This window comes from Pantoea sp. PNA 03-3, assembly GCF_003201175.1.
In the GTDB taxonomy this organism is placed as follows: Bacteria; Pseudomonadota; Gammaproteobacteria; order Enterobacterales; family Enterobacteriaceae; genus Pantoea; species Pantoea stewartii.
The window spans coordinates 52,727-76,532 of the sequence record NZ_QICO01000009.1; the positions used below are offsets into that span (position 1 = coordinate 52,727).

General features: G+C 54.0%; 24 protein-coding genes. 18 read left to right on the top strand and 6 right to left on the bottom strand.

All coding sequences use genetic code 11. The features are described from left to right. Nucleotides 1–7 precede the first annotated feature (7 nt). The 10 genes from hfq (at nt 8) to C7433_RS19775 (ending at nt 11,450) form a co-directional block, all read left to right on the top strand. Nucleotides 8–322, top strand: a complete 315-nt coding sequence (gene hfq / locus C7433_RS19730; RefSeq protein WP_033740039.1) for an RNA chaperone Hfq — start codon at nt 8–10, stop codon at nt 320–322. A 75-nt stretch (nt 323–397) separates the two neighbouring features. Then, entirely contained in the window at nt 398–1,678 is a 1,281-nt protein-coding gene (gene hflX, locus C7433_RS19735) for a ribosome rescue GTPase HflX (RefSeq protein ID WP_110268756.1), read from the top strand. A gap of 177 nt (nt 1,679–1,855) precedes the next feature. Then, the gene (gene hflK / locus C7433_RS19740) at nt 1,856–3,088 is read left to right on the top strand and encodes an FtsH protease activity modulator HflK (RefSeq protein ID WP_033740037.1); all 1,233 of its coding nucleotides are present in this window, start codon (nt 1,856–1,858) and stop codon (nt 3,086–3,088) included. A 3-nt stretch (nt 3,089–3,091) separates the two neighbouring features. Next, nucleotides 3,092–4,096 (top strand): protease modulator HflC, encoded by a 1,005-nt coding sequence (gene hflC / locus C7433_RS19745; protein WP_110268757.1) that lies wholly within the window; start codon nt 3,092–3,094, stop codon nt 4,094–4,096. A gap of 55 nt (nt 4,097–4,151) precedes the next feature. Next, nucleotides 4,152–4,352 carry a DUF2065 family protein gene (locus C7433_RS19750; protein ID WP_006120939.1) on the top strand — a complete coding sequence of 67 codons (201 nt, stop codon included), beginning with the start codon at nt 4,152–4,154 and terminating at the stop codon, nt 4,350–4,352. A gap of 166 nt (nt 4,353–4,518) precedes the next feature. Beyond that, entirely contained in the window at nt 4,519–5,817 is a 1,299-nt protein-coding gene (locus C7433_RS19755; RefSeq protein ID WP_033740036.1) for an adenylosuccinate synthase, read from the top strand. A 222-nt stretch (nt 5,818–6,039) separates the two neighbouring features. Beyond that, complete coding sequence (gene nsrR, locus C7433_RS19760) at nt 6,040–6,483, top strand: nitric oxide-sensing transcriptional repressor NsrR (RefSeq protein WP_006120936.1); 444 nt, start codon at nt 6,040–6,042, stop codon at nt 6,481–6,483. 16 nt (nt 6,484–6,499) lie between these two features. Next, nucleotides 6,500–8,935, top strand: a complete 2,436-nt coding sequence (gene rnr / locus C7433_RS19765) for a ribonuclease R (RefSeq protein ID WP_006120935.1) — start codon at nt 6,500–6,502, stop codon at nt 8,933–8,935. 66 nt (nt 8,936–9,001) lie between these two features. Next, nucleotides 9,002–9,736 carry a 23S rRNA (guanosine(2251)-2'-O)-methyltransferase RlmB gene (gene rlmB, locus C7433_RS19770; protein WP_033740035.1) on the top strand — a complete coding sequence of 245 codons (735 nt, stop codon included), beginning with the start codon at nt 9,002–9,004 and terminating at the stop codon, nt 9,734–9,736. Between the two features lie 85 nt (nt 9,737–9,821). Further along, complete coding sequence (locus tag C7433_RS19775; protein WP_110268758.1) at nt 9,822–11,450, top strand: isovaleryl-CoA dehydrogenase; 1,629 nt, start codon at nt 9,822–9,824, stop codon at nt 11,448–11,450. Here the strand turns inward: C7433_RS19775 and bsmA are convergent. Together bsmA and C7433_RS19785 are read right to left on the bottom strand one after the other, a co-directional pair. Further along, nucleotides 11,424–11,750: a biofilm peroxide resistance protein BsmA gene (bsmA, locus tag C7433_RS19780; RefSeq protein WP_033740034.1), complete on the bottom strand. Its 327-nt coding sequence runs from the start codon at nt 11,748–11,750 to the stop codon at nt 11,424–11,426. The two genes, C7433_RS19775 and bsmA, sit on opposite strands and share 27 nt — an antisense overlap. Nucleotides 11,751–11,807: 57 nt before the next feature. Continuing rightward, on the bottom strand, nt 11,808–13,739 hold the full coding sequence (locus tag C7433_RS19785) for a methyl-accepting chemotaxis protein (RefSeq protein ID WP_054633018.1): 1,932 nt from the start codon (nt 13,737–13,739) through the stop codon (nt 11,808–11,810). Between the two features lie 154 nt (nt 13,740–13,893). Here C7433_RS19785 and yjfP point away from each other — a divergent pair, with 154 nt between their 5' ends. From yjfP to rplI, 5 genes are all read left to right on the top strand, one after another. Further along, a complete protein-coding gene (yjfP, locus tag C7433_RS19790) occupies nt 13,894–14,643 on the top strand; it encodes an esterase (protein ID WP_054633019.1) in 750 nt (249 codons plus the stop codon). 261 nt (nt 14,644–14,904) lie between these two features. After that, nucleotides 14,905–15,300, top strand: a complete 396-nt coding sequence (gene rpsF, locus C7433_RS19795) for a 30S ribosomal protein S6 (RefSeq protein ID WP_006120928.1) — start codon at nt 14,905–14,907, stop codon at nt 15,298–15,300. A 6-nt stretch (nt 15,301–15,306) separates the two neighbouring features. Then, the gene (gene priB / locus C7433_RS19800; protein WP_006120927.1) at nt 15,307–15,624 is read left to right on the top strand and encodes a primosomal replication protein N; all 318 of its coding nucleotides are present in this window, start codon (nt 15,307–15,309) and stop codon (nt 15,622–15,624) included. Between the two features lie 4 nt (nt 15,625–15,628). Beyond that, nucleotides 15,629–15,856 carry a 30S ribosomal protein S18 gene (rpsR, locus tag C7433_RS19805; protein ID WP_000135199.1) on the top strand — a complete coding sequence of 76 codons (228 nt, stop codon included), beginning with the start codon at nt 15,629–15,631 and terminating at the stop codon, nt 15,854–15,856. Nucleotides 15,857–15,895: 39 nt separating this feature from the next. Beyond that, nucleotides 15,896–16,345 (top strand): 50S ribosomal protein L9, encoded by a 450-nt coding sequence (rplI, locus tag C7433_RS19810; protein ID WP_006120926.1) that lies wholly within the window; start codon nt 15,896–15,898, stop codon nt 16,343–16,345. A 379-nt stretch (nt 16,346–16,724) separates the two neighbouring features. Here rplI and C7433_RS19815 read toward each other — a convergent pair whose 3' ends face one another. Continuing rightward, nucleotides 16,725–17,390, bottom strand: coding sequence for an OapA family protein (locus tag C7433_RS19815; protein WP_158281346.1), 666 nt, complete (start codon nt 17,388–17,390; stop codon nt 16,725–16,727). Nucleotides 17,391–17,610: 220 nt separating this feature from the next. On the opposite strand from C7433_RS19815, the gene fklB reads away from it, so the two are divergent. Next, entirely contained in the window at nt 17,611–18,231 is a 621-nt protein-coding gene (gene fklB, locus C7433_RS19820) for an FKBP-type peptidyl-prolyl cis-trans isomerase (protein ID WP_006118358.1), read from the top strand. 34 nt (nt 18,232–18,265) lie between these two features. On the opposite strand, the gene C7433_RS19825 is transcribed toward fklB, so the two are convergent. Next, the gene (locus C7433_RS19825) at nt 18,266–20,206 is read right to left on the bottom strand and encodes a bifunctional 2',3'-cyclic-nucleotide 2'-phosphodiesterase/3'-nucleotidase (RefSeq protein ID WP_033740025.1); all 1,941 of its coding nucleotides are present in this window, start codon (nt 20,204–20,206) and stop codon (nt 18,266–18,268) included. A gap of 294 nt (nt 20,207–20,500) precedes the next feature. Here C7433_RS19825 and cysQ point away from each other — a divergent pair, with 294 nt between their 5' ends. Beyond that, complete coding sequence (gene cysQ, locus C7433_RS19830) at nt 20,501–21,244, top strand: 3'(2'),5'-bisphosphate nucleotidase CysQ (RefSeq protein ID WP_006118356.1); 744 nt, start codon at nt 20,501–20,503, stop codon at nt 21,242–21,244. Nucleotides 21,245–21,281: 37 nt separating this feature from the next. Here the strand turns inward: cysQ and C7433_RS19835 are convergent, their stop codons facing one another. Next, nucleotides 21,282–21,845, bottom strand: coding sequence for a YtfJ family protein (locus C7433_RS19835; protein WP_110268759.1), 564 nt, complete (start codon nt 21,843–21,845; stop codon nt 21,282–21,284). 310 nt (nt 21,846–22,155) lie between these two features. Between C7433_RS19835 and C7433_RS19840 the strand changes: the two genes are divergently transcribed. Continuing rightward, on the top strand, nt 22,156–22,362 hold the full coding sequence (locus tag C7433_RS19840) for a DUF1107 domain-containing protein (protein ID WP_003855513.1): 207 nt from the start codon (nt 22,156–22,158) through the stop codon (nt 22,360–22,362). A 32-nt stretch (nt 22,363–22,394) separates the two neighbouring features. Here C7433_RS19840 and C7433_RS19845 read toward each other — a convergent pair whose 3' ends face one another. Continuing rightward, nucleotides 22,395–23,714 carry a hemolysin family protein gene (locus C7433_RS19845; RefSeq protein WP_033740022.1) on the bottom strand — a complete coding sequence of 440 codons (1,320 nt, stop codon included), beginning with the start codon at nt 23,712–23,714 and terminating at the stop codon, nt 22,395–22,397. Nucleotides 23,715–23,806: the final 92 nt, after the last annotated feature.

The window sequence follows — 23,806 nt, forward strand, 5'->3', positions numbered from 1 at the left end:
AGATAGAATGGCTAAGGGGCAATCATTACAAGACCCGTTTCTGAACGCACTGCGTCGTGAACGTGTTCCGGTTTCGATCTATTTGGTCAACGGTATCAAGCTGCAAGGTCAGATTGAATCCTTTGATCAGTTCGTTATTTTGTTGAAAAACACGGTAAGTCAGATGGTGTATAAGCATGCCATCTCTACTGTTGTGCCTTCACGTCCGGTTTCTCACCATAGCAACAATACCGGCGGTGGCAGCAACAACAATTACCATCACGGCGGCAGCAATACGTCTGCTCAGTCGCAGCCACAACAAGACGGTGATAACGCAGAGTAAGGCGGCACCGTTTAACCAGGACTGGAAAGCCTCAGGTTTTCCGTCCTGGTCTTTTTATATAAGCGAGGTTATAGCTTGTTTGACCGTTATGATGCCGGTGAGCAGGCCGTACTGGTACACATCTGGTTCTCCCAAGACAAAGAGCTCGAAGATTTACAGGAATTCGAAACCCTGGTTTCTTCTGCTGGCGTTGAAGCACTGCAGGTTGTCACCGGCAGTCGTAAAGCGCCACATCCCAAGTATTTTGTCGGTGAAGGAAAAGCCGTTGAAATTGCCGATGCGGTAAAAACAAGTGGAGCATCGGTCGTCCTTTTCGATCATGCCTTAACGCCCGCTCAGGAACGTAATCTTGAGCGCCTGTGCGAGTGCCGTGTTATCGACCGCACTGGCCTGATTCTTGATATTTTTGCCCAACGTGCACGTACCCATGAGGGGAAATTGCAGGTTGAGCTGGCGCAGTTGCGTCACCTGGCAACACGCCTGGTACGAGGCTGGACGCACCTTGAACGCCAGAAAGGCGGTATTGGCCTGCGTGGCCCGGGTGAAACGCAGTTAGAAACCGACCGCCGTTTATTGCGTGGCCGTATCAGCCAGATTTTGTCACGTCTGGAACGCGTTGAAAAACAGCGCGAGCAGGGACGACAGGCGCGCGCTAAAGCCGATGTGCCGACTGTCTCGCTGGTGGGTTACACCAACGCCGGCAAGTCTACCCTTTTTAACGCCATCACCTCTGCCAACGTTTATGCCGCGGATCAGCTGTTTGCCACGCTGGATCCCACGCTGCGTCGCCTGAATGTTGCCGATGTCGGTGAAGTTGTGCTGGCCGATACCGTCGGCTTCATCCGCCATCTGCCGCATGATTTAGTGGCCGCATTTAAAGCTACCTTGCAGGAAACCCGCCAGGCCACGTTGCTGATGCATGTGATCGATGCAGCTGACGTACGGGTCAATGAAAACATAGATGCTGTCAATGAGGTGCTTGAAGAAATCGAAGCCGATGAAATTCCCGCGTTACTGATCATGAATAAGATCGATATGCTGGACGGTTTTGAACCGCGCATTGACCGTGACGAAAATAACCTGCCGGTGCGAGTATGGCTCTCTGCGCAGACGGGGGCGGGGATTCCGCTGTTATGGCAGGCGCTGTCCGAGCGTCTGTCGGGCGAGATTGCCCAGTACGATTTACGTTTGCCACCGGATGCGGGGCGCTTACGCAGCCGTTTCTATCAGTTGCAGGCGATTGAAAAAGAGTGGAACGAAGAGGACGGCAGTGTGGGGTTGCATGTGCGAATGCCGATTGTTGACTGGCACCGCTTATGCAAGCAGGAGCCGTTGCTGACCAGTTATATTGTTTGAGATTGCCAAACCGAACTTACCCTGACGATTTTATGTTGTTGCGCGGCGTTAGTTGACATATTTCCCGACGGCCACTCTCTTCACCTGGTCGGCGAGTCGGGAACACAGACGCAGCCAGTGCCGCCACAACGGAAAATCACAAGGGTAAGCAGCTAAAACTATAAATGGAGTAATGACATGGCGTGGAATCAGCCCGGAAATAACGGACAGGACCGCGACCCGTGGGGAAGCAGCAATAATCAAGGCGGCAACTCTGGGGGGAATAAGGGAGGTAAGGAATCTGGGCCTCCTGATCTGGATGATATCTTCCGCAAGCTGAGTAAAAAGCTTGGCGGATTCGGCGGCGGCAATAAAGGTGACAATGGTCAGCGCAGTTCCGGCGGTAGCGGCAAACTTTTTGGCATTGTCGCTGTTGCGGCAGTAGTGATCTGGGCAGCAAGCGGATTTTATACGATCAAAGAAGCGGAACGCGGTGTTGTCACGCGCTTTGGTAAGTTCAGCCACATCGTTGAGCCAGGCCTGAACTGGAAGCCCACCTTTATCGATCAGGTCCGCGCCGTGAATGTCGAAGCCGTGCGTGAACTGGCGGCATCGGGCGTCATGCTGACCTCTGATGAAAACGTCGTGCGCGTGGAGATGAACGTGCAGTACCGCGTAACCGATCCGGAACGCTATTTGTTCTCTGTTACCAGCCCGGACGACAGCCTGCGTCAGGCAACGGACAGTGCGCTGCGCGGCGTAATTGGTCGCTCTACCATGGATCGTATTCTGACAGAAGGTCGTACGGTCGTGCGTAGCGAAACGCAGCGCGAAATCGACGAAACCATTCGCCCGTACCATATGGGCATCACGGTGCTTGACGTTAACTTCCAGGCGGCGCGTCCTCCTGAAGAGGTGAAGTCAGCGTTTGATGACGCGATTGCCGCGCGTGAAAACCGTGAGCAGTATGTGCGTGAAGCGGAAGCCTATGCGAACGAAGTTCAACCGCGGGCTAACGGTCGTGCGCAGCGTGTGCTGGAAGAAGCACGTGCTTATAAAGAGCGCACGGTGCTGGAAGCACAGGGTGAAGTGGCGCGTTTTGCCAAGCTTTTACCGGAATATAAAGCCGCGCCGGAAATTACCAAAGAGCGTCTGTACATTGAGACCATGGAGCGTGTTCTGAGTCATACACGTAAAGTGCTGGTGAACGATCGTGGTAACAACCTGATGGTTCTGCCTCTCGATCAACTGATGCGTGGTGTTCAGTCTTCCTCTGCGAAGAACGGGCAAAAGAGCAGCGCAGCATTGCCGTCACTTTCCGATCGGAGTGCAAGCCGCACGGACACGTCGTCATACAGTCCAGACAGCATCATGGATCAGCGTCGAGCCAACGCTCTGCGCAACGATACCCAGCGCGAAGGGAGAGAGTAATCAATGCGTAAGCCAGTCATAGTTGTCATTATTATCGCGTTGGTCGCCATTTATGCGTCGCTCTTCGTGGTACAGGAAGGTGAGCGCGGTATTGTCCTGCGCTTTGGTAAAGTCCTGCGCGACAGCGAAAACAAGCCTCAGGTTTTTGCACCGGGTCTGCATTTCAAGATTCCGTTTATCGAAACGGTTAAAATGCTGGATGCGCGTATCCAGACCATGGATAACCAGGCCGATCGCTTCGTGACCAAAGAGAAGAAAGATCTGATTGTCGACTCTTACATTAAGTGGCGCATCAGCGATTTCAGTCGCTACTACCTGGCAACCGGTGGTGGGGATGTGTCTCAGGCCGAAGTGCTGCTGAAGCGTAAATTCAGTGACCGTTTACGTTCAGAAATGGGCCGTCTCGACGTGAAAGACATCGTGACCGATTCTCGTGGTCGTTTGACCACGGATGTCCGTGATGCGCTGAATACCGGTACGGCAGGCGGTGACGATGACGTGTCTACACCAGCCGCAGATGATGCTATCGCCAGTGCAGCGGCACGGGTTGAACGGGAAACCAACAGCAGTGAACCTTCGCCAAATCCAAACAGTATGGCGGCGTTAGGGATTCAGGTTGTTGACGTGCGGATCAAGCAGATCAATCTGCCGACGGAAGTCTCAGATGCGATCTTTAACCGTATGCGCGCCGAGCGTGAAGCGGTTGCGCGTAGCCAGCGTTCACAGGGACAGGAAGAGGCGGAAAAATTGCGTGCTCAGGCTGACTATCAGGTTACCCGTACGCTGGCAGAAGCCCAGCGTGAAGCCCTGATTACCCGCGGTGATGGCGATGCAGAAGCGGCAAAACTGTTTGCGAATGCTTTCAGTCAGGATCCGGATTTCTACGCCTTTATCCGCAGCCTGCGTGCTTATGAAAACAGCTTCAACGAAAATCAGGACGTGATGGTGTTGAGCCCGGACAGTGACTTCTTCCGCTATATGAAGGCGCCGTCTAACGCCACGCGCTAAGAACTGATATAACTGACAGGCCGACAATGTTGTCGGCCTTTTTTTTGGATGCGGAATGAACGTAAATATCTGGATGGCACTGGCATTGGTTTTAGTGCTCGAGGGACTGGGGCCGATGTTTATGCCACGGCTGTGGCGGCGCGTAGTGTTGAGCATGACCCAGTTGCCCGATCGGCTTTTACACCGTTTTGGTGGGGGATTAGTGGTCGCCGGCGTGGTGATTTACTGCATGCTGCGGCTGCATGGCGAAGCCTGATAAGGTGGCGCTCGCCGTCTGTGTGGTATCTGAAGCCGCGTTTACCCCCTGGATGTAGTAGTGATCAAAACGCAGGCAAAAAAGCGCGCAATCGTGTGCTAAAAGTGCTGAAAACCATAAAATCAGATGGTAGAATCCTTTTTTAAGCAATCGGTGATTTTGAGAAATGGGTAAGAACGTCGTCGTACTGGGCACCCAATGGGGTGACGAAGGTAAAGGTAAGATTGTAGACCTTCTGACTGAGCGCGCTAACTACGTGGTGCGTTATCAAGGCGGCCACAATGCGGGCCATACACTTGTCATCAACGGTGAAAAAACCGTTCTCCACTTAATCCCTTCTGGCATCCTGCGTGATAACGTTACCAGCATCATTGGTAATGGCGTGGTTCTCTCTCCTGAAGCATTGATGAAAGAGATGAAAGGCCTGGAAGAGCGTGGGATTCCCGTACGCGAACGTCTGCTGATTTCTGAAGCCTGTCCGCTGATCCTGCAATACCATGTCGCCATGGACATGGCGCGCGAAAAAGCGCGCGGTGCAAAAGCGATCGGGACGACGGGCCGTGGCATCGGACCGGCTTACGAAGACAAAGTTGCCCGTCGTGCACTGCGCGTCAGCGACCTGTTCAACAAAGAAACCTTTGCTGCCAAGCTGAAAGAAGTGATGGATCTCTATAACTTCCAGCTGGTGAATTATTACAAAGAAGAAGCCGTCGACTACGATAAAGTGCTGAACGATGTCATGGCGGTTGCCGACATTCTGACCGGCATGGTGGTCGATGTGTCTGAACTGCTGGATACGGCGCGTAAGCGTGGCGATCTGATTATGTTTGAAGGCGCGCAGGGAACACTGCTGGATATCGATCACGGTACCTATCCTTATGTGACCTCGTCCAACACCACCGCCGGTGGTGTGGCGACAGGCTCAGGTATCGGCCCGCGTTTTGTCGATTACGTACTGGGTATTGTTAAAGCCTACTCAACGCGTGTGGGTGCGGGTCCGTTCCCTACCGAGCTGTTCGATGAAACCGGTGAGTTCCTTTGCAAGCAAGGTAACGAATTTGGTGCCACTACAGGCCGCCGCCGTCGTACGGGCTGGCTGGATGCCGTTGCGGTCCGCCGTGCGGTGCAGATCAACTCACTGTCTGGTTTCTGTATGACCAAGCTGGACGTACTGGATGGTCTGAAAGAAGTAAAAATTTGCGTGGCTTATCGCATGCCTGACGGCAGTGAAGTCACCACTACGCCGCTGGCTGCTGAGAACTGGGAAGGCATTGAGCCGATCTATGAAACCCTGCCGGGCTGGAGCGAAACCACTTTTGGCGTTAAAACGCTGGAAGGCCTGCCTCAGGCGGCGCGCAACTACATCAAACGTGTAGAAGAAGTGACCGGTGTTCCGATTGATATTATTTCAACCGGCCCTGATCGTAGCGAGACAATGATTCTGCGTGACCCATTCAGCGCGTAATCATCAGCTGGCCGGACAATGTCCGGCCTTTGTTTTTTATGTGATTTAATGCCACTAAAATTCCCTTCGCTTGTCCAACTCTACACTGGCTGAAAAAAATACACAGCCGCCAACACTCTGGTTTATCATCGTAGCGAAATACGTCAGAACCAGTTCAATATTGAAATAAACAGCAGGACGGGCGAGCATACAGGTGCCACCGAATGATTGACTGAGGTCACTGTGCAGCTAACAAGTTTTACCGACTACGGCCTGAGGGCGTTGATTTATATGGCCACGCTGCCGGAAGGCAGACTAACCAGTATTACAGAGGTCACCGATACGTATGGCGTGTCGCGTAATCATATGGTCAAAATTATCAATCAACTTAGTCGTGCTGGGTTTGTTGCGGCCATACGTGGCAAAAATGGGGGCATTCGTCTGGGAATGCCTCCGGGAAATATCATCATTGGTGATGTGGTTCGCAAAATGGAACCTTTGCAGTTGGTTGACTGCGCCCGGTGCTCTATCACGCCTGCCTGTCGCCTTAAGCAGGCCTTACATGATGCCGTGCAGTTATTTTTAAAAGAACTGGACGGCTATACGCTGGCAGATTTAGTGGAAGGTAATACGCCTTTATATGAAATTGTATTGTCTGAACCGCCGGTGGCAATGAATACTCAATGACATCGGAGGAACCGTAATGTCAAAAGATCCTTTTCTGGACAGAGAAGCTGAAAAGTACGAAAACCCTATTCCAAGCCGTGAATTTATTCTGGCTTTATTAGAAAAACGCGAAAAACCCGCCAGCCGCGAAGAGCTGGCACAAGAAATGAATTTGCAGGAAGAAGAGCACCTCGAAGCCTTACGCCGTCGTTTACGTGCAATGGAACGTGATGGCCAGTTAGTTTTCACCCGCCGCCAGTGTTATGCCCTGCCTGAACGTCTTGATCTGCTGCGTGGAAAGGTCATTGGTCATCGCGATGGCTATGGCTTTTTACGCGTTGAAGGGCAAAAAGACGATCTGTATCTTTCTGCCGAACAGATGAAATTTTGTATGCATGGCGATGTCATCCTGGCGCAACCGCTGGGGGCCGATCGAAAAGGTCGCCGCGAAGCGCGTGTCGTTCGGGTTCAGGAACCGCGCAATAATCAAATCGTCGGCCGTTATTTCACCGATGCCGGCGTCGGCTTTGTTGTGCCCGACGACAGTCGTCTGAGCTTCGATATTCTGATCGGGCCTGAAGAAACCATGAATGCCCGCATGGGGTCCGTCGTGGTCGTTGAGCTTTTACAACGTCCAACCCGGCGTTCGAAGGCAATCGGTAAAATCGCCGAGATTCTTGGCGATGATATGGGCACCAGCCTGGCCGTGGATATGGCGCTGCGCACCCATGAAATTCCGCACAGCTGGCCGCCAGAGGTTGAAGCTCAGGTGAGCAAGCTGAGTGAAGAGGTGCCCGAGTCGGCGAAAAAAGGCCGGGTCGATCTGCGCCAGTTGCCGTTAGTCACTATCGACGGTGAGGATGCCCGCGATTTTGATGACGCGGTTTACTGCGAGAAAAAGCGCGGAGGTGGCTGGCGTCTGTGGGTGGCCATTGCGGACGTCAGTTACTATGTTCGCCCCGGCACACCGCTGGATAACGAAGCACAGCAGCGCGGGACATCGGTATATTTCCCTTCGCAGGTAGTGCCGATGCTGCCGGAAGTGCTGTCGAACGGCTTGTGCTCGCTGAATCCTCAGGTCGATCGCCTGTGTATGGTGTGCGAAATGACCGTATCGGCAAAAGGTAAACTCACCGGCTTTAAACACTATGAAGCGGTGATGAACTCCCATGCGCGTCTGACCTACACCAAAGTGTGGAATATTCTGCAAGGCAACCCGGAGCTGTGTGAGCAGTACGCGCCGCTGGTCAAAGACCTGCAGGAACTGCACAACATGTACCAGGTGCTGGAAACCGCCCGCGAAGAACGGGGTGGTATCTCCTTTGAGACAGAAGAAGCGAAGTTTATTTTCAACGCTGAACGCCGCATCGAACGCGTTGAACGCACCTCGCGCAATGACGCCCACAAGCTGATTGAAGAGTGCATGATTCTGGCAAACATTGCTTCTGCCCGCTTCGTGGAGAAGAATCAGGAGCCTGCGCTGTTCCGCGATCACGATCGCCCCAGCGACGACAGCATCAAAAGTTTCCGCACCGTATTAAATGAACTTGGCCTGAGTTTGCCAGGAGGCAATAAACCGCAGCCTGTCGACTACGCCGCGTTGCTGGAGCAGGTTGCCGATCGTCCGGATGCGGAAATGCTGCAAACCATGCTGCTGCGCTCCATGAAACAGGCGGTGTACGACCCGGAAAACCGTGGGCACTTTGGCCTGGCGCTGGCGTCATATGCTCACTTCACTTCACCCATTCGCCGTTATCCGGATTTACTCCTGCACCGCGCCATCAAGTATTTGCTGGCTAAAGAGCAGGGCGACGTGAAGGGCCTGACGACACCAACGGGCGGTTATCACTACGATATGCAGCAGATGCTGCAACTGGGCCAGCACTGTTCCATGACCGAGCGTCGTGCCGACGAAGCCACCCGCGATGTCGCCGACTGGCTGAAATGTGACTTTATGCAGGATCAGGTCGGTAATGTCTTCAATGGTGTCATCTCCAGCGTTACCGGCTTTGGCTTCTTTGTCCGTCTCAGCGATCTGTTTATCGACGGCCTGGTGCATGTGTCGACACTGGACAATGATTACTACCGCTTTGATCCGGTGGGGCAGCGGTTGATCGGTGAATCCGGTGGACGCACGTATCGCTTAGGTGATGCGGTTGAAGTGCGTGTTGAAGCGGTCCATATGGACGAGCGCAAGATTGACTTTGCGTTGATCTCCAGCAAGCGTCAGGTGCGCGGCGAAGGGAAAACCGAACGTGACAAGGCGAAGCGGGACGGTAAAGCACCAACCAAACGCCGTCGCCAGGCCAGCCGTAAAACCAACTTTGAACCGGATTCCGCTTTCCGCAAGAGTGGCAGCAAGCCTGCTGCGGCAAAGACTGAGAAAAAAAGTAAAAAAGTTTCGGAGAAAACCCGTAAAATCGCCGCCGCCACTAAGGCGAAGCGCGCCGCGAAGAAGGCGAAGCCTGCCTGATGCGCCCAGGCCTCTGCGTTCGCGCAGGGGCTGTTATCCATTTATTTCCAACCACTGAGCAGATTGATGAGCGAAATTATTTTTGGTATCCATGCCGTGCAGGCGTTGCTGGAACGTGACCCGCAACGTTTCCAGGAAGTCTTTATTCTCAAAGGCCGCGACGATCGTCGCCTGCAACCGCTGGTGACCGCGCTGGAAGCTCAAGGGATCGTCATTCAGCTGGCCGACCGCAAATGGCTGGACAGCCAGGTCGAAGGCGGCGTACATCAGGGCATCGTGGCACGTGTTAAGCCGGGTCGGCAGTATCAGGAGGGCGATCTGCCGGATCTGCTGCAGAGCCTGGAGAAACCCTTCCTGCTGGTGCTGGACGGCGTCACCGATCCGCATAACCTGGGTGCCTGCCTGCGCAGTGCCGACGCGGCGGGGGTACATGCCGTTATCGTGCCGAAAGATCGCTCTGCGCCCCTGAACGCAACCGCTAAAAAAGTGGCCAGCGGTGCAGCGGAAAACATCCCGTTAATCAGGGTCACGAATCTGGCGCGTACGTTACGTCTGCTACAGGAATATCACATCTGGGTTGTGGGTACCGCTGGTGAAGCCGACCACACCGTTTATCAAAGTAAGATGACAGGCCCGATGGCGCTGGTCATGGGCGCGGAAGGCGAAGGCATGCGCCGCCTGACGCGTGAGCACTGTGACGAACTGATCAGCATTCCAATGGCAGGAAGCGTTTCCTCGCTCAATGTTTCAGTCGCAACGGGCGTCTGTTTGTTTGAGGCGGTGCGTCAGCGCAACGCGTGATCGCCGCCGCAAATTAGGTTTTCTGTCCGGTCATAATGGCCACTCACCTTACATACTGAGTGAGTGACATCCGCGAGGAGCCGTTATGACCTGGACAACTCACACCGTTTTTAATCAACCTTTTCCTCTCAGTAACAGCAACCTGTTTCTGTCTGACGTGCCGTTATGTGACGCGCTGTTGCGTGAAGGCGGCGGAGGGGACAGCGACTGGCTGGCATCGGTAGGCAGTCAACTGGGCAGTGCAGAGTCGCTGGAGCTGGGGCGGCTTGCGAATACCTGTCCTCCTGAACTTCACCGCTATGATGCGCGCGGCGTAAGAGTGGATGACGTGCGCTTTCATCCTGCCTGGCATCTGCTGATGCAGGGCGTGTGCAGCAGCCGTCTGCATAATCTCAGCTGGCAGCCTGATGTACAGCCAAACGCCAGCGTGGCGCGCGCGGCCCGGTTTATTTTGCATGCCCAGGTTGAGGCCGGCACGCTTTGCCCGGTGACGATGACGCACGCCGCGATTCCCTTGCTGCAACGCTATCTGCCCACCGCGTTTCGGGGCTGGCTTGAGCCATTACTCAGCGATCGTTACGACACACATGCGATGCCGGGCGATCAGAAGCGTGGACTGTTGATCGGCATGGGGATGACTGAAAAGCAGGGCGGCAGCGATGTGCTGACGAATACCACGCGCGCAGAGCCGCTGCAGGGACGGGGAAGTGGCGAAGCGTATCGCCTCATCGGCCATAAATGGTTTTTCTCTGTACCGCAAAGCGATGCCCACGTCATCCTGGCGCAAACGCAGCAGGGACTCAGCTGTTTCTTTCTGCCTCGCCTGCTGCCGGACGGGTCACATAACGCCATTTTCATTGAGCGCTTAAAAGACAAACTCGGTAACCGCGCCAATGCCAGTAGTGAAGTGGAGTTCAAAGACGCAACCGGCTGGCTGCTGGGTGAAGAGGGCGAAGGCGTGCGCCTGATCCTGAAAATGGCCGGCATGACGCGCTTTGACTGTGCGCTGGGCAGCCACGGACAAATGCGCCGGGCCTTCTCCGTCGCCCTTTACCATGCCCACCAGCGCCAGGTGATGGGAAAAAATCTGGTGGATCAGCCCCTGATGCGTCAGGTGTTAGCGCGTCAGGCGCTACAACTGGAAGGGCAAACGGCCTTACTGATGCGGCTGGCGCGTGCCTGGTCGCAGGCGGATGACGCGAATCAGGCGGCGTTTGCCCGGCTGTTAACCCCCGCGGCGAAGTTTGTGATTTGCAAAGCGGGCATGCCGTTTGTAGCGGAATCCATGGAAATGCTGGGAGGAAATGGCTACTGCGAGGAAAGCGAACTGCCCCGGCTTTACCGTGATATGCCCGTTAACAGCATCTGGGAAGGCTCAGGCAATGTGATGTGTCTGGATGTTCTGCGTGTGATAAGCAAAAAGAGCGGCATCGTGGAGGCGTTAATTCGGGAATGTGATGAGGTAAAGGGCGTTAACCGCCACTTCGACAGACGCTGGCGTCAACTGAAGCTGCGCCTGGGCAAACACGATGAAGCCCAGGCGCGGACGTTAACACAGGACATCCTGCAGTTGGCCACAGCGGTTCAGCTGTTACGCCACGCTGAACCGCGACTGGCGGATGCCTGGTGCGGCCAGTGGCTGGATACGCGGGGCGAACCCACTATCGATGCGGCACTGGCCGATCGCCTACTGGCGCGCGCCAGCGGCCGGTGAGGCACCGTAGAGGATCGCGGTGGTATACCAGATGCCAGGCGTTATCGTTTCGTCGACCATCAGAATCTGATAATAAACGGCGCCTGCCTGATTCGCGCGCGCAGCAATCGCCCGCTCCGCGTCATCCGGTGAGCCTCTCACGCTGGCGCTAATCGTACCGAGCTTCGGTAAACCATAGCTTTGCGCGCGGGTAATCGACTGCGCCTGAGCCGTTGGCGCGGGCGGGGCTTTCGGCGTCTCCTGAAACGCCGCGCAGCTACTCAACAACAGACTCAACGTCAGTAACACAACATAACGCATAGCTAATCCTTGAGAGTCACCTTAACAGGATAAGTGTAAGCCACCGCCCCGCGATCATCACGACTTAATCGAGAAAACGCTGACAAGCTGCGTCAGGTGGTGGCCTTTATCACTCAGGCTCTGGGCTGTCTGTTCTGCCTGCGTAACCAGTTCACTGTTCTGATGCGTGGCCTGGCTAATCTGATTCATCGCCAGGTTAACCTGGCCAATGCCGGCCGTTTGCTGTTGTGCGGCGACGTTAATTTCACCCATTAACGCCTGAACCTGCTCAATATGCGTCACAATTTCGCTCATCGCATCGCGGGTTTGTTCCGACAATGCATGGCCTTCAGCAACGTGACGTATTGAGGTCGCAATCAACGTATCAATTTCTTTTGCTGCCTGGGCGGAACGCTGTGCCAGCGCCCGTACTTCGGCGGCAACCACGGCGAAGCCGCGCCCGTGCTCACCCGCCCGGGCGGCTTCAACCGCGGCGTTCAGCGCCAGAATATTGGTCTGGAAGGCAATGGACTCAATAACGTGCGTAATGTCAGCGATGCTCTGCGACGAAACGTTAATGGCGGACATGGTGTTGACCGAACGGGTGACCGTCTGGTTGCCGTTATCCACGATACTGCTGGCCTCGGCCACCAGCGACATGGCCTGACGCAGGCTGTCGGCGGTATGCTCAACGGTCGCACCAAACTGCTCCATGCTGGCCGATGTCTCTTCAACGCTGCTTGCCTGGCGCCCAATTTGCTCACTGATGTTGTGACTGCTGGCGGCAATGGTATCCGTGCCATCGCTGATTTCCTGCGCGGCACGGCGAACCTGCGCGACTATTTTCTCCAGCCCTTCGCCAATCCCGTTAATGGCATTAATCAGCTGACCCACTTCATCGTGGCGCGTCGTAGCCAGATGAACCAGTAAGTTACCGGCCGCGTATTGCTCAGCCAAATGGATGACCTGCTGTAACGGACGCGTAATGGCACGACGGCTGTACCAGACAAAACACGGCGCAAACAGCAAGACCAGAATCAGGCCGGTTATGAGGAACATATTGCGGCTGTGAATCACCGGTGCCAGCAGGCTGTCGCGGTTGACCTCACCGACCACAATCCAGTTCCAGCCAGGCAACTGTTGCCAGGCCAGCATTTTGGTTTCCCCATCAATATCGGCTTGCTGTACGCCCTCAGGCTGCGTCAGCATCGCGTTCAGCACGCCCTCCTGCCAGTCGGGACGTTTACCTTCAGCCTGTTTATCAAACAGGTACTGCCCCTGCATAGCACCTGGCGTGCCGTTTAACACGTAGAAATGCCCACTGTCGCCCAGACGACGTGCCAGCACTTTTTCGCGCATCAGTCCGTACTGTTTATCGATCTGTACGCCAACAAAAATGATGGCAATCACGGTACCGCTGTCGTCTTTAACGGGCTGATACTGCGTGATATAACGGTGACCAAACAGGGTGGCCAGTCCACGGTAGATCTCGCCTTGCGTCACTTTTTTCCAGGCCCCACTGGTCCGATCAAGCTGGGTGCCAATGGCCCGGCTGCCATCTTCTTTTTTCAGCGAGGTGGAAACACGAATGAAATTATCACCATCACGCACAAAGATGGTGGCGACGGCCGACGTACGATCCGTAAAATCATCTACGGCAATTTGATCGAGGTTCAGCGTTTTGAGCCCGGCGCGCAGGGTCGGTGTTGAAAACTCGCCCACCTGAATACGTGAAGTTTCATCGCGGCTGAAACGCTTAGGCAAAAAGCTGACAAACAGTTGAGTATAATTGCCCACTTCCTGCGTCAGCGTCGCGTTAAACATGGACGCCATTTCAGTAATGCCCTGCACCTGATTGACCATGTCATCCATGGCGAGACTTTCCAACTGGCGTGAAGCATTTTGACTTTGAATCAGCGTCAAAACTAACAATAAAACGCCTACACTTACTGAAGTTATGGCGCACAGCTTCACTCCAAGGCTTGTTCTGCTGAGAGAGAAACGTTTCATAAAGTACCTTTATTTTTTGTCAAATATGCACTAACAACGGCAGCGCGGCGCAAATGTTTAGTTAAGAAATTATTGCCTTTATGATGTTGTGAAGCGCGGAATTACATTAAACCCCTAATATGTCGTCTCAATTTGTCGTCGGAGAGGAGAAAAAATGATAGAGCTCACCACGGAAAGGTTTGCAGGAATCGAGTGCCTGCATGCTGCGCCTGCGGGTCAGCGTCGCCAGCGCTTACCCACCCTCGTTTTCTATCACGGGTTTACCTCATCCAAAGAGGTGTACGCTTACTTTGCCGTTGCGCTGGCGCAGGCAGGCTTCCGTGCCGTTATGCCCGATGCCGACATGCATGGTGCGCGTTATAACGGTGATGCCGAGACGCGGTTGCGCCATTTCTGGGACATCCTCAGACAGAACATTGATGAATTTCCGGCTATTGAGGCCGCCTTACGTGCCGACGATCTGATTGCCGATGCGCGCTTTGCCGTTGCTGGCGCCTCAATGGGAGGCATGACGGCGCTGGGGATTATGGCGCGCTATTCACACATCCACAGCGTTGCCTGCATGATGGGGTCAGGCTACTTTATGCAGCTCAGTCATACGTTGTTTCCGCCTGTGGTGGTAACGAATGAAGAACAGAAAGCCCAGTTCACAGCACGTATGGCATCGCTGGCAGACTATGATCCTTCAGCCCGGCTGCAGAACCTGGCGAACCGGCCACTTTTGTTGTGGCACGGTGATGCCGATGAAGTGGTGCCTTTTGCTGAAACTCAGCGCCTGGATCGGGCATTACGCGAAAAGGGGCTTGATGCCCACCTGACCACGCTGTCCGAAACGCATATCGGACATAAAATTACGCCGTCAGGTCTGACCGCGCTGGTCAGCTTTTTTAAGCGTCAACTCTGATCCGTTAACGAAACCGCCCTCTTGCTTTGGCCCTTGCTTGCTTTTCACACATAAGCGCGTGAGCGGGGCGGTCTCCCGCCGATTTAAATGAAATCCCCGCTTGAGTTTGTCCGCCCACGCCAGTATGATTACGCGTCAATTTTTCAGCTGCATTCAGAGGTGTGTGTCATTTCGGTGATTCACAACCTATAACGTTCCTTGCTTCCGTGGGCCGCAGCTGACCCTGACAGGAGGCTGAATAATCCGTAAGGAGCAATTTCGATGCGTCATTACGAAATCGTATTTATGGTTCATCCTGACCAGAGCGAACAGGTTCCTGGCATGATCGAGCGTTACACTGGTGCTATCACTGGTGCAGAAGGCACGATCCACCGTCTGGAAGACTGGGGCCGCCGTCAGCTGGCTTACCCAATCAACAAACTGCACAAAGCACACTATGTTCTGATGAACGTAGAAGCGCCGCAGGAAGTGATTGACGAGCTGGAAACGAACTTCCGCTTCAACGACGCCGTTATCCGCAGCATGGTTATGCGCGTTAAAAACGCGGTAACTGAAGCATCACCGATGGTTAAAGCGAAAGACGAGCGTCGTGAGCGCCGCGAAGATTTTGCTAACGAATCCGCTGATGACTCAGATGCTGGGGATTCTGAAGAGTAATCCATCGTGACGGTTAATCGGCTGCGCCTGTCTGGCACCGTGTGTAAGACGCCAGTTCGAAAAATTAGCCCGTCAGGAATTCCGCACTGTCAGTTCGTGCTTGAGCACAACTCGGTGCAGATGGAAGCCGGATTTCACCGGCAAGCCTGGTGTCGAATGCCTGTTATTCTTAGCGGCAGCGCCCATCAGGTGATTACTCAACATATAACGGTCGGCACGCAACTCATTCTCGAAGGCTTTATTAGCTGCCATCAGGCGCGAAATGGTCAGAGTAAAATGGTGTTACATGCCGAGCAGATTGAATTGATAGATTCTGGAGACTAGCCAAATGGCACGTTATTTCCGTCGTCGCAAGTTCTGCCGTTTCACCGCGGAAGGCGTTCAAGAGATCGATTATAAAGATATCGCAACGCTGAAAAACTACATCACTGAAAGCGGCAAGATTGTACCAAGCCGTATCACTGGTACTCGCGCAAAATACCAGCGTCAGCTGGCTCGTGCTATCAAGCGCGCGCGTTACCTGTCTCTGCTGCCGTACACTGATCGTCATCAGTAATCGGCAACTGTCCATTAACGACTTTAAGAGGATAAGGTAATGCAAGTTATTCTGCTTGATAAAGTAGCAAACCTGGGCAGCCTGGGTGATCAGGTTAACGTTAAAGCGGGCTACGCTCGTAACTTCCTGGTTCCACAGGGTAAAGCTGTTCCTGCTACCAAGAAAAACGTTGAATTCTTCGAAGCACGCCGTGCAGAACTGGAAGCCAAACTGGCTGACGTTCTGGCAGCATCTAACGCGCGCGCAGAAAAAATCAACGCACTGGGCACTGTTACCATCACGTCTAAAGCAGGCGATGAAGGTAAACTGTTCGGTTCCATCGGTACCCGCGACATCGCTGACGCTGTTACTGCAGCTGGCGTTGACGTTGCTAAGAGCGAAGTTCGTTTACCGAACGGCGTTCTGCGCACCACCGGTGAGCACGAAGTGGACTTCCAGGTTCACAGCGAAGTATTCGCGAAACTGATCGTGAACGTGGTTGCAGGTTAATTTTTATTAGCCTGCCGCACCTGAACGCCGACACTTGTGTCGGCGTTTTTGTTTTCAGTCGTTAACACCCTTTCTTTTTCTGCCCGGCCCCATCCCTCTTCACCGGCACCCGCATCTTCGCCATCACATAAAGGCGTACCGGACAACCCGATCCTCATGCGATCAACGCGCTGTTTGCCGATTAAAAGGTGACGATGATATGTGCGGCTAAACCCTCAGCGCATCAGGGTGACGACGCGACATCAGCGACCACGCTCCGTCATCTGTGCTGACGCGGCTATCCGCTTGCGTTGCGGTTGGTCTGCCCGGAAACCGGGCGGGCAAATAAAATGACGGCCATGAAGGGCGCAACCGGTGACGGACCGCCACCGGGGAGGACTTATTCTACACGTAAAAAGCTGCCGTCCGGCTGGCGGGTAAACAGGACAGGACCGTTAGCGCCTTCCAGCGTTAAGCCTGTAACGACGCCATTCGCATCCCGACGGATCTTCACCTGCTGCCCCTGCTTCAGCGTACTGAGCGGCTGATCGTTGCCCTCAACGCGTGCCATGGCAAACACATCATTGACCGGCAGATTATTGTCGCGGAACAGCTGTGCCAGCGTTTGTCCGGCGGCAATCTGATAGCTGTGCCAGTCACCCTGCGTGTCCGCCTTCGGTTCGGATTGTGCAGAGGAGCGAGACGGTTTGTTATCGTAGATATCCGCCTGCATCGGCACGTCTTTTTCGGCCGACGGTGTCACAGGCCGTTCGACCGGATACTGCGGCGTACTGGAGGGCCAGAGAAAGGCCAGCAGCAGTATGATGACGGCAATGACGATCCCCCGACGGTGGAAAGCCGGGAGCGGGTCCATCCAGCGAATATCGTCTGTAAAATGCCAGAGGCGATACAGCCAGTTGGGCAGGCGAGACGGGACGTCTGAAGTCATATCGGGTTCCTCCGCTCCGGCACCTTGCGACCGCGTTCGTTGCGGCAGTAAGTTCTGTAACCGGGTTAAAATACGCAGTGCATGCGTCCTGCGGCGACGAGGGGCTATCTGGCCCATATTCTCTCTCTTTCTTATAGTGCCACTGACAAGGGGGAACTTGTCACTTATACAGTATGGGCAATGTGGACGCGAAGTGCCTGCCAGCATTGGTAAATTTGACCTGCGTATTGTTTCTCTTTCGCCGACAAAAGTCATCTGTAGCGCTGCGGATTTTACGCCAGCGGCCTGCGCTGTTATGCTGCCCGTCTTACTATATCCGAGAGTGAAAGGAACGAAGATGACTACCCCTTCTTTCGACAGCGTCGAAGCACAAGCAAGTTACGGTATTGGTTTACAGGTTGGCCAGCAGCTGCTGGAATCTGGTCTGCAGGGGCTGCAGCCAGAAGCACTGCTCGCGGGCCTGCGCGACGCGCTGGAAGGGAACTCACCTGCGGTGCCTGTCGATGTGGTACATCGCGCCCTGCGTGAAGTACATGAGCGTGCGGAAAGCGTGCGTCGTGAGCGCGTGGAAGCCATGGCCGCAGAAGGCCAGGCTTTCCTGCAGGACCATGCTCAGCGTGAAGGCGTCAGCAGCACCGAGTCAGGTTTACAGTTCAGCGTGATTACGCAGGGCGAAGGCCCGATTCCTTCGCGCCAGGACCGCGTACGCGTGCATTACACCGGTAAACTGATCGACGGCACGGTGTTTGACAGCTCTGTTGCACGTGGCGAGCCGGCGGAATTCCCGGTCACCGGCGTGATTGCGGGCTGGATCGAAGCGCTGACGCTGATGCCGGTTGGCTCGAAGTGGGAACTGGTGATTCCCCACAACCTCGCCTACGGCGAGCGTGGAGCGGGCGCGTCCATCCCGCCATTCAGCACCCTGATTTTTGAAGTTGAGCTGCTGGAAATCCTGTAAGGATAAAGGGCGGTGCGATGCCGCCCTTACCCCTCTACTGCTGTAAGTTTACCTGCCAGAGAGCGAATCCCGTCTCGTCATTCCCTGTCGCCTTCATGGGATATTGCGCATGCTGCTGAATAAAGTGTGTGGCTTTATCGCCGGGTGCGGTTTCAAAGCGAATATCAAGAGGCTGCGCGGCAGGTATTGCAGCCAGTCGCCAGTTATTATCCGCCTGTGGGCGCACTTCACCGTGCTTTTTGGTTTCGGCACTGATATACGCCGCCAGAATCGCGCGGTTTTCATCAGGCGAGGCAAAGGCAATGTATTTGTCGCCCGTTCCGGCAAACTTGCCCGCGTAGGCCCGGTAGTTATTGGTTGCTACCAGGAAGGTCGCCTTAAGATCGATGGGTTTTCCCTGCCAGCGAAGATCTTTAATGCGTGACGCGTCCGGATGGATCAGGTTGCACTCTTCGTCGTAACGGGCGGGTTGTGTGACATCAATCTGATAGCTCACGCCGTCAATCACATCGAAGTTATAGGTGCGGAAATTCCAGTTGATCAGCGGCTGTGTGCGGCGACTGGTCGGATCGATTTGGTTAAACTGACCCGCAGAGCACTCCAGCCAGTCTTTCACCTGCTCGCCGCTGACTTTCATCACCACCAGCGTATTCGGATACAGATAGAGATCGGCTGCGTTGCGGAAGGTCAGGTTGCCTTTCTCAACTTCCACATAGCTGGCAGGATCGTTTTTACGTCCCCCGGCTTTAAACGGCGCGGCGGCAGACAGTACCGGCAAGTGCGCCAGATCGGGATCGCCCTGGATAAAATGCTCGACGTAGGCGCGCTGGGCGTTATTCACAATTTGCACAGTAGGATCGTCCTGCACCAGCGACAGATAGCTGTACATCACATCCGCAGATTTTCCGATAGGCTGGGCGACAAAGGTGCGAGTGGCATCATGATCGTCTTTCAGAACCTTAACCAGTGCAGGATCTTCAGCAGCCAGCGCAGTTTTATGCGCGATATCGTAGATCGGACGCGCCTGCGCGGTACCGCTTGTCACCTGCCAGTGATCGCCCTCCTTGCTCAGCACCAGGTCCACCACACCAAGATGATCGCCCCACATGCCGGGCATGACCGCAGGCACACCGTTTAATGTTCCTTTCTCAATGTCTGCACCTTTGATCCCCGCAAACTCTTTCCCGGGGAATACGGCATGCGCATGACCAAACATAATGGCACTGATGCCCGGAACTTCGCTGAGGTAATAAACCGAGTTTTCTGCCATCGCCTGATACGGCTCGCTGCTTAACCCTGAATGGGCTAATACGACAACCACGTCCGCTCCTTTAGCGCGCATTTCGGGCACGTAGCGCCGGGCGGTTTCTGTAATATCGTCCACCCGCACTTTGCCCTGCAGGTTGCCTTTATCCCACACCATAATCTGCGGCGGGACAAAGCCGATATAGCCGATGTTCACCGTCTGCGTGTTGCCGTCGCGATCGGTCACTGTGGTGGGTTTAATCAGATAAGGCGTAAACAGTGGCTTACCGCTCTTCAGATCGATGACGTTGGCATTGACGTAAGGAAAATGCGCGCCCGCCAGGGCTTTTTGCAGATAGGGCAGACCATAATTGAATTCATGATTGCCCAGCGTTCCCGCGCTGTAATCCAGCGTATTCATCGCCTTATAGACGGGATGGACTTCACCCTGTTTGAGCCCTTTTGCAGCCATATAGTCGCCTAACGGGCTACCCTGGATCAGATCGCCATTGTCCACCAGCACGCTGTTCGTGACTTCCTGACGCGCGGCATGGATCAGGGACGCAGTGCGCACCAGACCATATTTTTCTGTGGGCGTATCTTTGTAATAGTCGAAGTCCATCATATTGCTGTGCAGATCGGTCGTTTCCAGCACGCGTAAATCCACGGTGGCTCCCTGTGCTGCAACTGAAACGCTCAGTGCCAGTAACATCATTCCCGCCTTAACCATGTTCACTCCCAACGTTAAAAGATCAAGGCTACAAAAGTAATGTAAAAGGCTAATGAAAGGGCAGATTAAAACGTGATGCAAATAACGTTTTGAGCCTGACTGGTGCTGCTTCAGTCATATCAGTGCAGAGGCCAGCGTGAAAAGAGGTCTTTGCCATTGTGGGCTATTGTGTTGATATAGCTGAAAAAGGATTCAAAATGTTTACCTGAAACCAGGGGCGAGCATGAAGCTGCTAAAATGTACCCCAACAGGCATAACAGTTAACGCGTAGCATTCGCATACATGAGGTGACAAATGTTAGAGCAAATAAGCCAACTGGCGCGTGAGGCAGGCGACGCGATTATGCAGGTCTATAACGGTTCGGTTCCCGCTGATGTTTCGCATAAAGCAGACGATTCGCCCGTCACAGCAGCCGATCTGGCCGCGCATGATGTGATTGTGAAGGGCCTGAAACAGCTGACACCGGATATTCCGGTGTTGTCAGAGGAAGATCCGCCCGGTTGGGAAGTCCGTCAGCACTGGCAGCGCTACTGGCTGGTGGATCCGCTTGACGGCACCAAAGAGTTTATCAAACGCAATGGTGAGTTTACGGTCAATATTGCGCTGATCGAGCAGGGCAAACCGATCATTGGCGTGGTGTACGCGCCTGCGCTGGGCGTGATGTACTCGGCAGCAGAAGGTAAAGCCTGGAAGGAAGAGGGCGGAGAAAAGCAGCAGATTCACGTTCTGGATGCACGTCCACCGCTGGTGGTGGTGAGTCGTTCCCACAACGATGATGATGAGATGAAAGAGTACCTGAAGCAGCTAGGGGAACATCAGACGGTGGCAACCGGCTCATCGTTAAAGTTTTGCCTGGTCGCTGAAGGTAAGGCCCAGCTTTATCCGCGCTTTGGACCCACGAATATCTGGGATACCGGCGCGGGTCATGCCGTTGCTGTCGCGGCAGGTGCCCACGTCCACGACTGGCAGGGAAGAACGCTGGATTATGCGCCGCGTGAATCTTTCCTGAATCCGGGCTTCCGTGTATCGCTGTTCTGACGTCAGACGGGAGGCACTCGCCTCCCGACTTCACCTGTCAGGATGCTTTTAACAGCGTTTTTAACAACGTAATGACTTCTTTGACTTCCTGCTGCGTCAGTGCCCCGTCTTTGACATATTTCACCTGACCGTTTTTATCCAGCACCACAATGGTCGATCCGCCTTGCTGCAACTGCCAGGCGTGCTGCACATTGCCCTTGCTGTCGACGATAAACTGCGACCATGGATACTGCTTTTTATTACTCTGAATGCTGCTGCGAACAAACAGGCTGGTGCCGGGAATGGCATCATCGGTGTTCACAATCGTCGTGGTCTGATAGCGATCGTGCGGCAGTTTCGCTGACTTGATGGCCTCAACCAACGCTGCATTCATCTCTTTAGCCGATGAGCGGCCTGCAATGTGCTGTATGACACGTACTTTTCCGTTCAGTTGCGCGCTGTTCCAGTCTTTATAACTGAATTTTTCCTGCGCCAGGATCAACTCGCCTTTGTCATTGACGCCCACGGGCGGCACGCGTTTTCCCGTCTCAAGATTGTGGGCCAACGCACTTACAGGAAGCAGCAGTGACAAGGCCAGTGCGGCCAGAGTAATACGCCTCATTATTTTCTCCAGTGATCAGACCAGTTAGTCATCCAACTGTAATAGTAAGCAGGGATGATGCGGCTGTCTCAAAAAGCTGTCAGCTTTGTTATCAACCACACAATTCTGTAACGAACGAAGGTTTATACTGAATAGTGAAAAGTAAATAACAGAGTATTCTGTAATGTTCTGTCAGCACGGTAAAAAAAGTTATTTCTGGTCGTGCGAAGTAAGCAGAGTGTTCTATAGTTTATCTCGCATTCGCGCTTCATGGACCCGTACCGAATTTGGCAACGGTGAAGCGTGCTTAAAAATTAAGGAGTTAAGAAGTATGAAAATCTTCCAGCGCTATAATCCGCTACAGATAGCAAAATATGTTAAGACGCTGTTTAAAGGAAGGTTGTACATCAAGGATGTGGGCGCGTTTGAGTTTGATAAAGGTAAAGTCCTGATCCCCCGGGTCAAAGACAAACAGCACCTGAGCGTGATGTCAGAAATTAACCGCCAGGTCGTTCGTCTCAAGCTAGAGTTTAACTAAAAAACAGGGCGCCGATGGCGCCCTGAGTGTTTCTATTCTTCGCTTTTCGTCACGTTCAGCATCGGCGGTCGTTCATCAATCCGTGTCACCAGCAGCTGATCAATGCGGTAACTGTCGATATCGACCACTTCAAACTTGTAGCCCGCAAATTTCACAAAGTCGGTACGTTTCGGGATTTTACGCAGCATATACATCATAAAGCCGCCAATCGTTTCGTAGTTACCCGACTGCGGAAAATCATCGATATCCAGCACGCGCATAACATCATCAATCGGCGTCCCGCCTTCCACCAGCCAGGAGTTTTCATCGCGCGCAACAATCTGTTCTTCCATGCCCTGACCCACCAGGTCGCCCATCAGCGTTGTCATCACATCATTCAGCGTAATGATACCGACCACCAGCGCATATTCGTTCATGATGACCGCGAAGTCGTCGCCCGCCGTTTTAAAGCTTTCCAGCGCCTCAGACAACGTCAGCGTATCCGGAACAATCAGCGCGGAACGAATCTGCACGCCGCTGTTCAGCGCCATGCTCTGATTGCCCAGTACGCGCAGCAGCAGCTCTTTCGAATCGACATAGCCAACGATGTGGTCGATGTCCCCATTACAGACCAGGAATTTCGAGTGAGGATGTTCAGCGATTTTTGTTTTCAGGCTGACTTCGTCTTCGTGCAGATCAAACCAGACGATATTTTCACGTGACGTCATGGAGGAGGGCACGGTGCGTGATTCCAGCTCAAACACGTTCTCAATCAGTTCGTGTTCCTGCTTACGCAGCACGCCAGCCAGCGCACCGGCTTCCACAACCGCGTAAATATCGTCGGACGTGATATCGTCTTTGCGTACCATCGGCAGCTTAAAGACGCGAAAAAAGACGTTGGCCAGGCCGTTAAACAGCCAGACCAGCGGCCGCATCACCAGTAAACAAAAGCGCATGGGATTGATAATCCGCAGGGCAATGGTTTCTGGCGCGATCATGCCTACCCGTTTTGGGGTTAAGTCGGCGAACAGAATAAACAGGCTGGTGACGATGGTGAATGAGCAGATAAAACTGAGCTGTTCGGCCAGTTCGTGAGACATAAAGCGATTGAAGAGGGCGGAAAATGCCGGGGAAAAGGCCGCATCACCGACGATACCACCCAAAATAGCGACGGCGTTCAGGCCAATTTGCACCACGGTGAAGAACATGCCGGGCGTTTCCTGCATCTTCAATACCCGCTGAGCGTTAACGTTGCCTTCGTCAGCCAGCAGTTTCAGCTTAATCTTGCGGGCGGCAGCCAGCGAGATTTCGGAGAGAGAAAAAAAAGCACTGATTACGATCAGTAGCAGAATGACAAGTAAGCTATCAAGCATAAGTAATCCAAAGAGTTATCCACTTGTCATTTTTGGCCTGGGCAGCGTGCGGTTGAGGCGCTTATTCCCTGTACGTACGACGCAGAGGAGCT